The organism is Pandoraea sp., from assembly GCF_041919235.1.
Classification (GTDB): domain Bacteria; phylum Pseudomonadota; class Gammaproteobacteria; order Burkholderiales; family Burkholderiaceae; genus Pandoraea.
Genome location: NZ_JAYRUC010000006.1, coordinates 164,504 through 179,099 on the forward strand (window position 1 = coordinate 164,504; position 14,596 = coordinate 179,099).

Annotated in this window: 13 protein-coding genes; 8 read left to right on the plus strand and 5 right to left on the minus strand. The window is 58.5% G+C overall.

Annotated elements, in window-relative coordinates; all coding sequences use genetic code 11:
* Window positions 1-191: 191 nt before the first annotated feature.
* Window positions 192-1,775: a M48 family metalloprotease gene (locus ACE3UG_RS06785; RefSeq protein WP_374621384.1), complete on the minus strand. Its 1,584-nt coding sequence runs from the start codon at window positions 1,773-1,775 to the stop codon at window positions 192-194.
* A 321-nt stretch (window positions 1,776-2,096) separates the two neighbouring features.
* On the opposite strand from ACE3UG_RS06785, the gene moaC reads away from it, so the two are divergent.
* Entirely contained in the window at window positions 2,097-2,576 is a 480-nt protein-coding gene (moaC, locus tag ACE3UG_RS06790; RefSeq protein ID WP_374621386.1) for a cyclic pyranopterin monophosphate synthase MoaC, read from the plus strand.
* Between the two features lie 203 nt (window positions 2,577-2,779).
* Here moaC and ACE3UG_RS06795 read toward each other — a convergent pair whose 3' ends face one another.
* The gene (locus ACE3UG_RS06795; RefSeq protein WP_374621388.1) at window positions 2,780-4,012 is read right to left on the minus strand and encodes a nitrate/nitrite transporter; all 1,233 of its coding nucleotides are present in this window, start codon (window positions 4,010-4,012) and stop codon (window positions 2,780-2,782) included.
* A 103-nt stretch (window positions 4,013-4,115) separates the two neighbouring features.
* Between ACE3UG_RS06795 and ACE3UG_RS06800 the strand changes: the two genes are divergently transcribed.
* On the plus strand, window positions 4,116-5,075 hold the full coding sequence (locus ACE3UG_RS06800) for a LysR substrate-binding domain-containing protein (RefSeq protein WP_374621390.1): 960 nt from the start codon (window positions 4,116-4,118) through the stop codon (window positions 5,073-5,075).
* Window positions 5,076-5,228: 153 nt separating this feature from the next.
* On the opposite strand, the gene groL is transcribed toward ACE3UG_RS06800, so the two are convergent.
* Together groL and groES are read right to left on the minus strand one after the other, a co-directional pair.
* Complete coding sequence (groL, locus tag ACE3UG_RS06805; protein ID WP_374621392.1) at window positions 5,229-6,875, minus strand: chaperonin GroEL; 1,647 nt, start codon at window positions 6,873-6,875, stop codon at window positions 5,229-5,231.
* Between the two features lie 49 nt (window positions 6,876-6,924).
* A complete protein-coding gene (groES, locus tag ACE3UG_RS06810) occupies window positions 6,925-7,215 on the minus strand; it encodes a co-chaperone GroES (RefSeq protein ID WP_150591096.1) in 291 nt (96 codons plus the stop codon).
* Between the two features lie 692 nt (window positions 7,216-7,907).
* On the opposite strand from groES, the gene ACE3UG_RS06815 reads away from it, so the two are divergent.
* The 6 genes from ACE3UG_RS06815 to ACE3UG_RS06840 all read left to right on the plus strand — a co-directional run bounded on the left by ACE3UG_RS06815 (window position 7,908) and on the right by ACE3UG_RS06840 (window position 13,790).
* Window positions 7,908-8,330 (plus strand): multiprotein-bridging factor 1 family protein, encoded by a 423-nt coding sequence (locus ACE3UG_RS06815; protein ID WP_374621395.1) that lies wholly within the window; start codon window positions 7,908-7,910, stop codon window positions 8,328-8,330.
* A 163-nt stretch (window positions 8,331-8,493) separates the two neighbouring features.
* Window positions 8,494-9,117: a TnsA endonuclease N-terminal domain-containing protein gene (locus ACE3UG_RS06820; protein ID WP_374621397.1), complete on the plus strand. Its 624-nt coding sequence runs from the start codon at window positions 8,494-8,496 to the stop codon at window positions 9,115-9,117.
* Window positions 9,114-11,084 (plus strand): Mu transposase C-terminal domain-containing protein, encoded by a 1,971-nt coding sequence (locus tag ACE3UG_RS06825; RefSeq protein WP_374621400.1) that lies wholly within the window; start codon window positions 9,114-9,116, stop codon window positions 11,082-11,084. Before ACE3UG_RS06820 ends, ACE3UG_RS06825 begins: the two co-directional genes overlap by 4 nt.
* A 63-nt stretch (window positions 11,085-11,147) precedes the next feature.
* Complete coding sequence (locus ACE3UG_RS06830) at window positions 11,148-12,008, plus strand: TniB family NTP-binding protein (protein WP_374621403.1); 861 nt, start codon at window positions 11,148-11,150, stop codon at window positions 12,006-12,008.
* The gene (locus ACE3UG_RS06835; RefSeq protein WP_374621405.1) at window positions 12,005-12,964 is read left to right on the plus strand and encodes a TniQ family protein; all 960 of its coding nucleotides are present in this window, start codon (window positions 12,005-12,007) and stop codon (window positions 12,962-12,964) included. The genes ACE3UG_RS06830 and ACE3UG_RS06835 overlap by 4 nt, the downstream gene beginning before the upstream one ends.
* A 7-nt stretch (window positions 12,965-12,971) precedes the next feature.
* A complete protein-coding gene (locus ACE3UG_RS06840; protein ID WP_374621407.1) occupies window positions 12,972-13,790 on the plus strand; it encodes a TniQ family protein in 819 nt (272 codons plus the stop codon).
* A 77-nt stretch (window positions 13,791-13,867) separates the two neighbouring features.
* Here ACE3UG_RS06840 and ACE3UG_RS06845 read toward each other — a convergent pair whose 3' ends face one another.
* Window positions 13,868-14,479, minus strand: coding sequence for an HAD family hydrolase (locus ACE3UG_RS06845; RefSeq protein ID WP_374621410.1), 612 nt, complete (start codon window positions 14,477-14,479; stop codon window positions 13,868-13,870).
* Between the last annotated feature and the right edge of the window lie 117 nt (window positions 14,480-14,596).

Sequence of the window (14,596 nt, forward strand, 5' to 3'; positions counted from 1 at the left end):
GAGGAGCCAATCCAACGGCAGGTAAGCGAGGAATGGGGACACGGTGCGAGCCGATAAATTTCACCACGACCGAACGTCGGCCGTGGCGATCCTGCGACAGGAATCAGTGAGCGGCTACATCACTGAGCGGCTACGAAGCGGCGAATTCGGTCACAGCCTCGGCACGCACATAGCGGTGCGGTCTGCACGGCTCATCCAAACTGCTTATCGAAGTCCTTCTCCTCTTCCTTGTCTTCCTTGTAGCGACGCTGGAACTCGTGCAGTCGCGCGTCGATGGTCGACAATTCGTAGAAGTCGGCGTCGCCCGCGTCGCGTGCGAGCTTCAACTGGCTGACGGCCGCCATCCACTGGCCTTGCAACGCGTACTGTTCCGCCAGCGCTTCGTGCTGACGCGCACGCTTGCCATCCGCCGCCCAGGCCCCCGCCAAGGCGCGCCACCAGATCGGCTCGCTACGATATCGCTGGACCTGCGCCTGCAGGAATTTCGTCGCTTCGGGAATGCGCTGGCTTGCGATCAGGGCGTCTGCATAGGCCATGTCGGCGGCCTGCGAGAGTGGGAACGCCGCACGGGCTTGCGCAGCCACGCGCAAGGCTTCGTCCGGCTTGCCCGACAAGCGCGCGATATCCGAGTCAAGCACGGCCAGACTCGGGGTGCCCGGCCCGGTACCCCCAAACGCCGCACGCGACTTCTCCAGCGCCTCGCGCGCCGGCCCCCAGCGACGCTGCTTGAACTCCGCCAGCGCCACGGCGTACCACGCCCCCGCCACGTTCGATGCGGTCTGCGTGCGGATGGCCGTGCGTTGCGCGTCGGCGACTGCGGCGAAATCGCTCGCGGACTTCTGCTGCAACACGAGCGCGCGCGCGCGTACAAAGGCGTATTCGGGCGACTGCTCGGGCTGACGATAAGGGGCATTTCGCGAGCGATTGAGCATGTCCGCGATACGGTCCGTGGTGAGCGGGTGAGTCCGCACATATTCCGGCACACCGGCCTCGTTGATCGCATCTGCGCGTTGCAGCCGCTCGAAGAAGGTCGGCATCGCATACGTGTCGAAGCCTGCGGCCTGAAGCAACTGGAAGCCGACCCGATCGGCCTCGCGCTCCGCGTCTCGCGAAAAGCGCAATTGGCGGTCCACGGCCAGTCCCTGCCCGCCCATGGCGATCCCCATGCCGAGGTCCGAGCTGCGCGCGCCGATCCCGGCGAGCAGGCCGAGCAGCATGCCGCCGAGCGCGATCCACGAATTCTGGGCCTGTTGGCCGAGCATTCGCGCGATGTGATGTTGCAGGACGTGTCCCGTCTCGTGCCCCACGACCGACGCAAGCTCGGACTCGGTACGCGTGGCGACGATCAGTCCCGTGTTGACGCCGATGAACCCGCCGGGCAGCGAGAAGGCGTTGATTGCGGAATCGCGCACGACGAAGAATTCGAAGCTCTGGCTGGCATCCAGCCCTACTTTGCGGGTGGCCGACACGAGCTTGCTGCCCAACGCGTTGACGTAATCGGATAGCAGCAAATCGGACAGGTAATCGGGATCGGCGCGAATTTCGCGCATCACGCGCTCGCCCAGTTTGCGCTCCATCGCGGGCGACAGGTCGTCGGCAGAACTTTGGCCGAGCGAAGGCAGCGACTGCGCAGCGGCCTGTGTCGGAACCACAGCAGCGGCGAACGTCATCGCGGTCATCACGGGGAGCATGGCCCACGCCAATGCGCGCCGCCAGCGAGCGACGCCGCTCGCGTGACCGATTTGTGGGCGCGAACGCGTCGCGTTCGCAGTCATGCGCACCGCCGGCACCCGGCGTAAGCGGGACCTTGCGACGGACAGTTCGACGGATGGTTCGACGAAAGCGGGCGCGACAGGAGAATCATGCGAGATATGCGAATCGAGGCGCAGAACGAACGTGACGAGCGCGTCATGGAAATGGGCGCCGGGTGGCGCTGATCATTCGGGGCTGCTGCTATGATAGCAGCCAGACGTAGACGTTCCGCGGCATCGCCGGAACATGGGCAATTCTGCCGAAATTCTGCCGAATCCACGTACGCGACGGGCGCCCGCGCGTTCTGCCCGACGCATCCCGCAACACCTTCTCAGCATCGACTCATGTCAGAACTCACCCATTTCGACACCGCCGGACAGGCTCACATGGTTGACGTCGGCGGCAAGGACAGCACGCATCGTATTGCGGTCGCGCGTGGCACCATTCGGATGAAGCCGGAAACCCTGGCGCTGATTCGCAGCGGCACGGCCAAGAAGGGCGATGTGCTGGGCATTGCCCGTATTGCCGCCATCCAGGGGGCGAAGCGCACGGCCGATCTGATTCCGCTTTGTCATCCGCTGGCGCTCACACGGGTCACCGTGGAATTCCTGGTCGACGAGAGCGCGAACGCCGTACATTGCCGCACGCAAGTCGAGACCATTGGCCGCACGGGGGTCGAAATGGAAGCGCTCACCGCGGTTCAAATCGGCTTGCTGACGATTTATGACATGTGCAAGGCCGCGGACCGGGGCATGACCATGACCGACGTACGGGTGATGGAGAAGCATGGCGGCAAGTCGGGCGATTGGGTGGCGCAGGACTGACCCGGACGCGCTGTCCCGAACGCCACTTGGCTCGCTACGCTCGATATCGAGTCCAGCCCGATCATATGACGCCATGCGCTCGACGCCGGACACCCGCGAAAGCCACCCCGCAGCGCAGCCTGCGGGATCCGGCCGCCTCAATATCGCCTCAATATCGCCTCAATCTGGTCTCAATCTCGCCTCAATCTCACCTCAATCTCGCCTCACCCTCGCGTCAAGTCGCTGCACGTCGCGGCCACCTTGCTCGCCGTCTGACGTTGCGGCCAGAAGTACCACAACGCCCCCAGCACCTGCAGCGCGACCAGCACCGTCCAGGCGGAGAAATGCCCTTGCGTGCTGTGTGCTGCATACGCACCGAGCATGGCTCCGACCCCCACCTGACACAAAAAGATCAACAAAAAGATGACGAGAGTGAGCGACGTGTTCACGCGCCCGATCAGGGTGCCGTGGAAATGCTCCGCCAACACCGCATACGACAGAATGCCCGTGCCGCCGAAAGCTCCGTAGGCCGCCCATAGCCAGACTGGCGGAATCGGTGCGCGCAGCACGAGCAGCAACTGCACCACGACGAACAACAGCATGCCGGCGCCCGAAAATGCGAACACGCTCACGCCACGGCGCTCGAGCGAGCGCGCCGCCGCGCCGAACACCACGCTGCCGGCCATCATCGCCAACCCCACGACTGACACCAGCGAGGCCGCCTGCGCCTCCGACAGTCCTTCAACGTCACGCATGAACGGCGCCATCCACAGCGATTGCATCGCGTAGAAGACCCCCTGCGTGATACCGGAGAGCGACGTCACCTTCCAGAACATCGCACTGCCCAGCACCTGACGAACGCCCTGCAGCGCCTCGGACAGCCCGCCCGACGCATGCGATCCCGGCTTTTCGGGCGCACCGAACCACAGCGCCACCGACATGAAGACCGTCAACGCGGCCAGTCCGAACGACACCGTGCGCCAGTCCGTCAGGCCGAGCAGCCAGTTGAGCGGTGTACCTACCACCACCCCGCCCATGCCGCCCACGGCCATCACCAGACCGTTGAGCAACGGCAGGCGCGCCACCGGAAACCATTGCGCCAGTGCCTTGAACGCGCTGCCCAGGCACACCGACACGCCAACGCCGATGAGCAGACGCCCCACCATCAGTGCACCAACGCCTTGCGCCAGTCCGAACAGCGCGGCCCCGGCAGCGGCCATCAGCAACACGGCCGCCCCCACCCGGCGCGGGCCAAATTTGTCGAGCAATACGCCCGCAGGCAGTTGTGCGCTGGCGAAGCCGAGAAAGTACAGGCTCGTCAACAACCCGAGGTCGGCGGATGAGAGGCCGAGGTCGCGCGTCATGAACGGCGCGAACCCGATGTTCACGCCACGGTACACATATGAAACGAAATATCCGCCGGCAAACAGCACAAAGATGCGAAGTGCTTTCGACATGAAGCCATACCCTAGTGAATTACTTGGGTATCGATTGTCGGCGGAACGACCTCATGAAGCCAACGAAACCTTTGCGCTCGCATTGTGAGTAGAATTTGACATCATGTTTCCCCAACTCCCTCCCCTCCAATCGCTACGCGCGCTTGAAGCTGCGGCCCGTCACCGTAGCTTCACCCGCGCGGCCGAGGAATTGAATTTGACGCACAGTGCGGTGAGCCATCACATGCGCTCGCTCGAGCAGCAACTGGGTACGGCACTGTTTCGCCGCGTGGGTGCCCGGATGGTCCCGACGAGCGTCGGCGCGCGTCTGGCGGAGCGGGTACGCATTGGAATGTCCGAACTCGACGAGGCGATCACCGAGGCACGGGCAGGCAGGGCCCCCGGCGCGGCGCCCGTCACGGTGCGCCTGGAAATCAGCGTGATGACCGATCTGGCGGCGCAATGGCTGATACCCCGGCTGGACCGCTTTAGCGAACAGCATCCCGGCATCGACCTCATGCTGCGAATTCACGCAGACATCGCTGCTCCCGACCCGTATTCGGTCGATGTGGGTATCTGGCATCAACGTGTTGAACAGACGGGCTTCGTTACGCGCAAGCTGCTCGACGACTACGTGATCGCCGTATGCCACCCGGATCTGATCGCGCGGGTCCCGGGGTTTACCGTGGCGGATACCGACAAGTTGCCGATGCTGCGCTTCGCGCATCGATCTTGGCGCGACTGGCAAGTCGCCGCTGGCCTGCCGCCGCATGAACCCACACGCGGGCCGATTTTCGACGATTCGGGATTGCTCTTGCGGGCCGCAATTGCGGGACAGGGCGTCGCCACGACACGCAGTCTGCTCGTGCGCGATGCGCTCGCGTCGGGCGAGTTGGTGCAAATCGGCGATGTGCGCATACCGCCGAGCCTCGAATATCACGTGAACTGGCGGGAGAATCATCCGCGCGAGCGTGCGATTCACGCGTTCTGGCAATGGATGCAGGACGAGATCGCCGCCACGACACCGCTCGTCACCCCGCGCATTCGAGGCGGCAATGACGGCGTTTCGCCAGCTCAGACCTGACGCGCAGGCATAAAAAAACGGCAACGAATTCCGGAGAACTCGTTGCCGTTTTGGTGCGGGCTTCAACTGCTGAATCGAAAATTCCGCGGCGAAGCCCGGCGACCCGGCATTCGGGGCGCCTTTCGACGCCCGTCATGCAGTCTCTTGCGAGACTTACATACCCATGCCCATGCCGCCCATACCGCCCATGTCACCCATGCCGCCAGGCATCGGTGCGTCTTCCTTCGGCAGTTCGGCGACGGCGCAGTCGGTCGTGAGCAGCAGGCCCGAGACCGAAGCAGCGTTTTGCAGTGCAGTGCGGGTGACCTTCGTCGGGTCCACGACGCCCATTTCCACCAGGTCGCCGTACTCGCCGCTCGAAGCGTTGTAACCGTAGTTGCCCTTGCCGGCAATCACGTTGGCCACAACGACGCTGGCTTCTTCGCCGCCGTTGGCAACGATTTGGCGCAGCGGCTCTTCCATGGCGCGCAGCACGATCTTGATGCCGGCGTCCTGGTCGGGGTTGTCGCCCTTGATGCCCGAGACGGCCACGCGAGCGCGCAGCAGTGCAACACCACCGCCGGGGACAATGCCTTCTTCCACGGCAGCGCGCGTAGCGTGCAGTGCATCTTCGACGCGAGCCTTCTTTTCCTTCATTTCGACTTCGGTCGCAGCGCCAACCTTGATCACGGCAACACCGCCGGCCAGCTTGGCCACGCGCTCTTGCAGCTTTTCACGGTCGTAGTCGCTCGTGGCTTCTTCGATCTGGGCGCGGATCTGCTTGACGCGCGCTTCGATGTTCGAGCCTTCGCCGGCGCCATCGATGATGATGGTGTTTTCCTTGCCGATTTCGATGCGCTTGGCTTGGCCCAGTTCGTTGAGCGTCGCCTTTTCCAGCGTCAGGCCGATTTCTTCGGCGATGACTTGGCCGCCCGTGAGGATGGCGATGTCTTCGAGCATGGCCTTGCGACGATCGCCGAAGCCCGGGGCCTTGACGGCGCAGGTCTTCAGGATGCCGCGGATGTTGTTCACCACCAGCGTTGCCAGGGCTTCGCCCTCGACATCTTCGGCGATGATCAGCAGCGGACGGCCAGCCTTGGCGACTTGCTCGAGCACCGGCAGCAGGTCACGAATGTTCGAGACCTTCTTGTCGAACAGCAGGACAAACGGGTTCTCCAGGATCGCGACTTGCTTTTCCGGGGTGTTGATGAAGTAGGGCGAGAGGTAGCCGCGGTCGAACTGCATCCCTTCGACGACGTCCAGTTCGTCTTGGAGCGACTTGCCGTCTTCGACGGTAATCACGCCTTCCTTGCCGACCTTGTCCATCGCCTTGGCGATGTAGTCACCGATCGAGGTGTCGCTGTTGGCCGAGATCGAGCCGACTTGTGCGATTTCCTTGTTGGTCGTGCAGGGCTTGCTGATCTTGCGCAGTTCTTCGATGGCGGCGGTCACGGCCTTGTCGATACCGCGCTTCAGGTCCATCGGGTTCATGCCCGAGGCAACGTACTTCATGCCTTCGCGCACGATCGACTGAGCCAGCACCGTGGCGGTGGTGGTACCGTCACCGGCGTTGTCGCTGGTCTTGGAAGCCACTTCCTTGACCATTTGCGCGCCCATGTTCTGGAGCTTGTCCTTGAGTTCGATTTCCTTGGCGACCGACACACCGTCCTTGGTCACGGTCGGGCCGCCGAAGCTGCGCTCGAGCACGACGTTTCGGCCCTTCGGGCCCAGGGTCACCTTGACTGCGTTGGCGAGAATGTTGACGCCCTCGACCATCTTGGAACGAGCGGCATCGCCGAAAACGACTTCTTTAGCTGCCATTGCATTAACTCCTTGAATACTTTACGTAGATGTCTGGGGGGAGACAGACTTAGGCGGCCACGACGGCCATGATGTCTTCTTCACGCATGACCAGCAGTTCCTGGCCATCGACCTTCACGCTTTGGCCGGCGTACTTGCCGAACAGAACGCGGTCGCCCACTTTCACGTCGAGTGCGATCGACTTACCTTGATCGTCTTTCTTGCCCGGGCCGACCGCCAGGATTTCGCCCTGATCCGGCTTTTCAGCGGCGGCGTCAGGGATCACGATGCCCGATGCGGTCTTCGTTTCGTTGTCCAGGCGCTTGACAATAACGCGGTCATGCAAGGGACGAAGGTTCATTACAAGCTCCTCTTTCTCTCTGTGAGATCGACAAAACCTAAATATGCAGTCATTTGCATATTCGGTGAATTCATGGCGTTAGCACTCTGCGCCAACGAGTGCTAATTATAGGGACGGGGTTTGACGATTTCAAGACTCGGGGTTTTCCCTTATCCATATGTCGAGATTCACTGAATTTTGAACTTTGTTCACTCAACTTTGAACTCGCCAGATCGGCAGTCGACACAAACCCTATGAAATCAATGACGTACGGAAGCAACCGCAGCTCTCACCCTTGATGGGCACCCCCGTTTGCTACGACCGAAGTGACGAACAGGTACGTGATTTGTGCAGCAAATCGCTATGCGCATGCGGCCCTGCCTCAAACAAAACCATGTGCCAGGCGGGCTTTTGCTCGCCCTCCCGAACGATGACAAGCCTTGCAGAAACAGTGAAACGCCCGTTCATGCGCATCGAATTGAACTGCCAAGCGTGCCCGCCCTACCGGTACGCGTACGAGATGTGCCCGCGTGAAAACGTGTGTGAGGCCGCGGACGCCCCCTCAAAAGCAAGAAAATTTCGAACAATCAAATTTTCTTGAAATGTATAGCACATCTCATACCTCCAAGGAGAAACAAAACCACGAATTCTCTTGATTTTGAGAAATTCTCGACCTAGGCTAACTAGAATTCCCGACGTGGAGAGGTGTCCCCATGACTCCGTTTGCACATCGACTCAGGTCAGCAAGAACCGCTTTAGGAATCTCGCAGGGAGAGCTCTCAGCACGTGTGGGATACCGCCAGAGTTATATTTCTGCGATCGAGTGTGGCGTGAAACTGCCAAAGGACGAGGAGTTGGTCGATCGAACGATCTCCGCGTTAAAGCTGACTGACGAAGAAGGGCGACTTCTGCGAAGGGCATTCCAGCAGTCACAGCGCTATCACTTCCCACCTACAGGAACACCGGCATTTGCGTACGACGTATGTGCGCGACTATCCGAAGTAATCCCCAAATTGACGCCGGCTGATATCAGGGCTCTGGACGAATTCATCAGCCTACTGCGGCGAGTACAGCCGATTTCCGATGTCGATGGAGTCAGTCCATCGGCAGCTACCGCAAACGGGAGATCGCGATGAACAAATAAAAACGCCGTCAAGCCCATAAAGGACCTGACGGCGCCGCGCACATCTTTCGATACGCGCCCTACACAAGCTCAGTATTGGTGGCGTTCGCGGCAAAGTCAAGCCCTCTGAACACTTCCCATCCGGGGAGTCGGTCTCGTATTGCTTGGAGAACGCCATGCCTGCCGCCAGAACGCTCGTCTCTGCCGCGCCACATCGACGCGTCGGTATCATCCCCTGCCCGTGGTTTCAACCAAACCGGATCGAATACGAAAGTCTGCTCGAACGAGACTTTGCGCGAGTAGCGCTATTTGAACCGCACGTTACTGCGATAAGCCATCAACCGTTCAAGGTCGACCTTGGGGATCATAGAACTTATACCCCCGACTTCTTGCTCATTGGCCGCAAGGTACCCCTCATCGTTGAGGTCAAACCGGAATCACGAGCGCGAAGCCCTCGAACGGCACAGTTACTTGCGCAAGCAAGAGCAGTGCTGCGCGCATCAGGTTATGACTTCATGGTCGCGACTGAGCAATACATCCGCAGCGACAATCGACATGAACGTGCCGCTGTGTTACTGCGCCACGCCCGCAGCCAAATTCCGCAGACGACGCTTGACTTAGTAATGCACATTGCTGCCGCCTCATCCACATGCCCCTTAACAATTGCGTCACTTGCCGAACGAGCAAATGTTCCGATCGCGACAATCTTGCATTTGATAGGGCGCAGACGCCTTCGCGTTGGTCCCTCACTGCATTTCGGGTTGGACGAGATTGTGAGCGTCGTGGGAGTAGCGCCATGAGCAAAACATATTCGCTTGCAGCGGGGCTTGTCGTCGGCATAGGGGAGGCTCGCTGGGAGTTGCGCCGCCTTCTCGATAACCAAACGTGTCAGTTGGAAAATCAGACGACAGGCAGAGTCCGCCACGTACAGATATCTTCGCTGACTCACAATGTGATCACCGGGCAATGGAAAATCGTTCGCCCCTCCACCGAAAAACCTTCCTCAAGTCCAACCGGTGAGCCCCAATCACTGTTTTGCCCCGAATCGCTAAACAATGCACAGAAAGACGCATATTTGCGTGCCCACACTTATGTCCGCTCGTTAAGGCTACGTGGAATAACGAAAGGACAACGTGCTCGCGTGTGCCTTGCGATCCCCGAGATAGCAAACGAGATCGGCGATCCGCTTCCGCCCAAGTCATCAACCGTAATGCGTTGGATGCGCATGCACGAGCGTTCCGGCAATGATCCTGCCAGCTTGATTGCCAAATCGGCAAGACGCGAGTCGTCACCGCGAATGTCAGTGCGTACGGCTGAGATCATCCGTAACGTGCTCCAGCGGCACTACTTCAAACGAGCAGGCGTCACATTAGTAATGGCCCACGCGCTCGCGGCGAATGAGCTAGAAAAAGCGGCAAATAGAGGGGACTTACGTATCGAAGAGGCAACCGCTAGCCCTTCCACCGTACGCCGAATCGCGGCAGAGGTTTCCCCCTACGACCGAGACAGAATCCGTCTTGGCATGCCGCGCGCCCGGGCAACCTGGCGATTTGCAGAAAAGGGACAGTACGCTACACGCCCGCTCGAGCGCGTCGAAATGGACCATACACTGCTCGACCTGTGGGTGATCGACGACGACCTAGGAATTCCACTGGGACGCCCAACGCTCACGTTGCTCGCATGCGCCTACAGCGGTTACATCAATAGCTTTTTCATCTCGTTCGAGGGTGAATCACTCGCGCGAATGATCAGAAGTATAAAAATCGCCATCGAACCAAAAGACAAAATCGTCGGGGCGGCAAAGCTCGACAACCCCTGGCATGCGCATGGATTGTGGGAAACACTTGTGGTCGACAACGCACGGGCTTGCCACTCCGAGCAATTCAAACAAATCGGCATCGACCTGTGCATGGACATCGAATACTGTCCGGTACGTCAACCATGGTTTAAGCCGGTGATTGAGCGCTTTATCGGTGAGATCTGCCAACAACTCCCTAACCCTGGAAAACCATCCAAGCCCGGCAGGCACCCCGATCCGATCAATCCTCAATCTGAAGCATGCGTGACGTTCAGTGACCTGTGCGCAGGAATTCTGAAATGGGTGGTGGACGTTCACCCTTTTACGATAAATCAGCGAAAGCTCGCTCGTCCCATTGACCTCTATTTGGAAGGACTCGACAGTTGCCCTGCTCCCGTCTTCGTGGAGAGTTACGCAAGCCTCGACATTCTTGCGGGGATAACCAAGACCAGCACGGTTGACCACAACGGAATCGTATGCAACTGGATTCAGTACGCGAGCGACGATCTCCGGAGAATGCGTCACGCTGTGGGCACCAAATTCAAGGCGACATACAAGCTTGATCCATACGACTTAGGTCAAATCTACGTGCAACACCCCAAAGACAAAACCTGGGTGACAGTGCCAGCGAAAAATCAGGAATACGCCACGGGCCTGACGCTGACGCAACACAAACTGATCCGCCAAGCAGCAAAAAGTCACCTGACCCAGGCGAATGCGGAGCGTGAGCTTCGACGCACCCGACTTGCGCTCCAGGAGCATTGGAATCAGGCCATCCGCTCCGGAAAACGATTGAAGGAGTCGCGACGTATTGGCCAGACACACAACCGGAACTCTGTGGATGCGCTGGATCCTCGACAACGCTCAACTCAGAGCGTTCGCCCCGAGACTATTCTTCCCGACGACCAACTGAGCTTTTCCAACCAGCCGACTCCATCGTTTACCACTTTTCTCCTCAATGAAAGGTGAATCGCACGCGGTCTCGAGTGTTTCCGCCCCCCTGTGAAAGCCCAGCAAATACTGAGGTGACATATGCCATATAGCGATAAAGCACTGACCGTTGGACGTAAGTTGGAGCAGGTGGTAATCACCCACTCGGCCTTCACTCAAGTCGTCGAAGGCATTGGAAGAATTATCCAACTGGGGAATGACCTCAGCTCACCACGTGGGGTCGCTTTGATTGCACCTAGCGGCTGCGGCAAATCATTGCTGGTCGATTTGCTGAAACGAAATGCCTACGGCTGGTCCTTCCTTGAGCCACATTCCATTCTCGTCGCAGCGCTGAAAGAGGCTCCCACAGTTGCGCACATTCAAAGGGAATTGCTCAAGTGCTTCGATTACCCCATCACAATTCGTACGACTGAGAGCACAAACGCTGCCGTCAACAACATCCTGGTCACTGCGATTGCACAACGAAAGACCCAGCTTATCGTCATTGACGAGTACCAGCATGTGTTCTTGGCGGGGAAAGACGGTGTTAGGCGAACGGTTAACGACTGGCTAAAGCGCATCATGTCTGTGACAGAAAGGCCAGTCCTCCTCACGGGCACGGAAGCACTAGCCGCGCTTCAGGAAGCCGACCCGCAAATCAGCGCTCGGATATCCGGCACGTTCCGCCTCTTCCCCTTCAAGCACGACGCCGAGTGGAAGGGGGTACTTCGAGCCTATAGCGAAAATTGTCCAGACGTCGATCTGAGCAACCTTAGTAGCGAATGCTCTCGCGAACTATTCATTGCAAGCCAAGGAGTATTCCGCCTACTAAAAGGCCTTGTAATCGAGTCGGCCATGATCGCCGTTGATGACGAAAAGCCCGCAGTTTGTAGAGATCATCTTCGCCAAGCCTTTTACCAAATCTTCGGACCAGCCACGTCAAGAGAAAACCCATTCGTATGATGCTCTTGCGCGAGGGAACACAACCGTTTCCACTGATCGACGAAATTTGGCCCGGTGAAGACGGGGTTGGGTATGCGTTGCGAATGGCAACGCAGAACGCGCTGACGTTCCATCAGTTGGCATCCCACCTAGCTTCACCGGGTCATCGGTATCTTCCGAACTCCGCTGCGTCAGAGCTCGCGTTCATGTTTGGAGCCTCAACGCTCAAGGTGGCCAACGCAATCGTTGCACGCCACCGTCGCGGCAACGTCGTTGAAGCCGAATTTCTGTCTCATACGTTCCACAGAGCGAAGCACCTTCGTCAAGCACACCCCCAGGTATGCCCGCTCTGCTTGCAAGAAGGTGGACACGCACGCGCATCATGGTCAATTACATTGGTGTGTTGTTGTACCGTCCACAAAACCGCCCTCATAGATCGATGCGGATGCGGCCGCACTCTGTCATGGCGCAGAAAGAATCTACAAACCTGCGAATGTGGGAGCGACTTCCTTGATCACATACAAGTCATGCAGCCAGCGCCGCGCGGTGCACTGGCAATCTGCAAACAAATCGAAACGTTACTCGGCTTCACAACGTTCAGACTTCATCCTGAGTCGGATTGGATATCACGATTCGATGCCATCTCCGTCGACACATTTCTCAGACTGATCTGGATTCTGGGCAATCGAGCAAGTACAAAACGTCCATCGATCGCCACGTCATCGAACGGAATCGTGGACTCAACCACTGCTCGACAAGTCACCGAGGCGGCCTACGATGAGCTAAAGCAGTTGGCCAACGGAAGAATCTTATTAAGACGCACGATGCGAACTGCAATTGAAGCGATAAGGCAAGACGCTACAACGGTCCCCGATCGACAATTGCTTGACTCCCTGCTGCTCAAAATTACGCGCCCGGTCGCCTCCGGACGCGTGTTGGCAGGTCAGCGTTCAGTTCAACTTGCACTTTTTGAGTGACGACCTCATGTCAAAATTGCCGTCGCTGCTCGTCGCACCTCAGCCGATATCTGATGAATCTTCGGCATCGTGGTTCTACCGGCTGTGCAACCTTCATCAAAGAAGCGCTCGCGATATTCTCAGCGCGATGGATATCACGCGAATGTCGGATCCAGACATTGATTTGACCGAGGAGCACGTTCGCATTCTCATTCGCGGAACACAAATCCCGGCCACGCGCGTTGCACCACTCGCGAAAACATTCGTACATATACCGCGATCCGCGCGACGCCTCGTCCTTCGGCATGAAGCACCGGATGGCACGGGGACTTATGCATATTGCCCACAATGTTTGGCCGAAGACGAGGAGCCGTACCTACGCATCGCCTGGCGTGTCATTCATTGGGAATTTTGTTCGACGCATCTGGTAAAGATGTGCACACGATGCTGGAAGTGCGCCGGCTATTTACGAGCGCAACGCGTCGCGAGCAGAACCCACGCAACGAGTTTGAGGTTCTGCGCAGAATGCAATGCTGACTTAGGAATGGCGCCCCGAGAGGACGTATCGGAATCATGCGACGTTGAACTGGCCCTAGCGACTCAGAAAGCTTACGTCGCGGCGTATCTTAGAGGCTATTTTCTGATGCCACCGGTACAAGAGCGACTATCTTTGGATTTCTTAATCTGGTGCCATCGCAGATCGATTCCCCTGATGGGAGTGGCGACACCGCAAATGAATGCCATGCAACATGCACTCTCCCAACCCGAGCGAGCACGATGGATGGCGCAACTTTACCGACGCTTTGTACGGCACCTTAAAAGACACGCCGAAAATTGCAAAACCTGATGAGCACCGGGGAAACAGCATGCATTCATTTGCAGCACAAGGCGGTCACACCAGCGATAGTGCCTACGCGCGCTGGCCTAGCTGCTGGAGTCGTTGACGATGGATAGTATCGAGCCGAGCGACTGTACGCTGATGCAGTCCTCCGGCGCCGTATTTTGCCGGTCGACCAAAACGGCTTGCATGCCGAACGAGCGAGCGCCTCTGTAGTCGGCCAACAGCGAATCTCCCACCATAAGCACGTTCTCAGGCTTCGTTTCCAACGAGTTACACGCCAGCGCAAAAATACGCGCGTCGGGCTTAAGCCAGCCACACTCAAAGGACCAAATGCAGACATCCGGTCTAATCGGCAATTGGTCAAGAGCGGGCTCCGCATACTGCTTCGCCAAGTTCGACACCAAACCAATTTTCACGCCCGACGCCGAAAGTGTGCGCAGTGCAGCATCTGCATCAGTGAACAAGTCGATACTAGCCAACTCATCGTGCAACTCAGCAGTAAAACGGCGAACTTCACCAGAACTCACGTCAAATCGCCTACCAATGTCTTCGCCTGAAATGTCTCGCGTCATCGCCATCTCGATAACCGAGCGTGGACTACTGGTCCGTTTTGCCAGAGCCAAGAATGGATGCCTCTTGCGGCGGATGTCACACAGAGTTCCGAAAACATCGAAGAGAACGGCATCAATCCTCAAGATGGATACCTCCTTCACTACTCCGTCACGCTGGGCCCATCGCGGAGACCGTCTTGTATCCCTCTTGCTGGATTCAAGGAGCATACCCCGCTTTCATGTTGTCGCAGCATCTTCGTT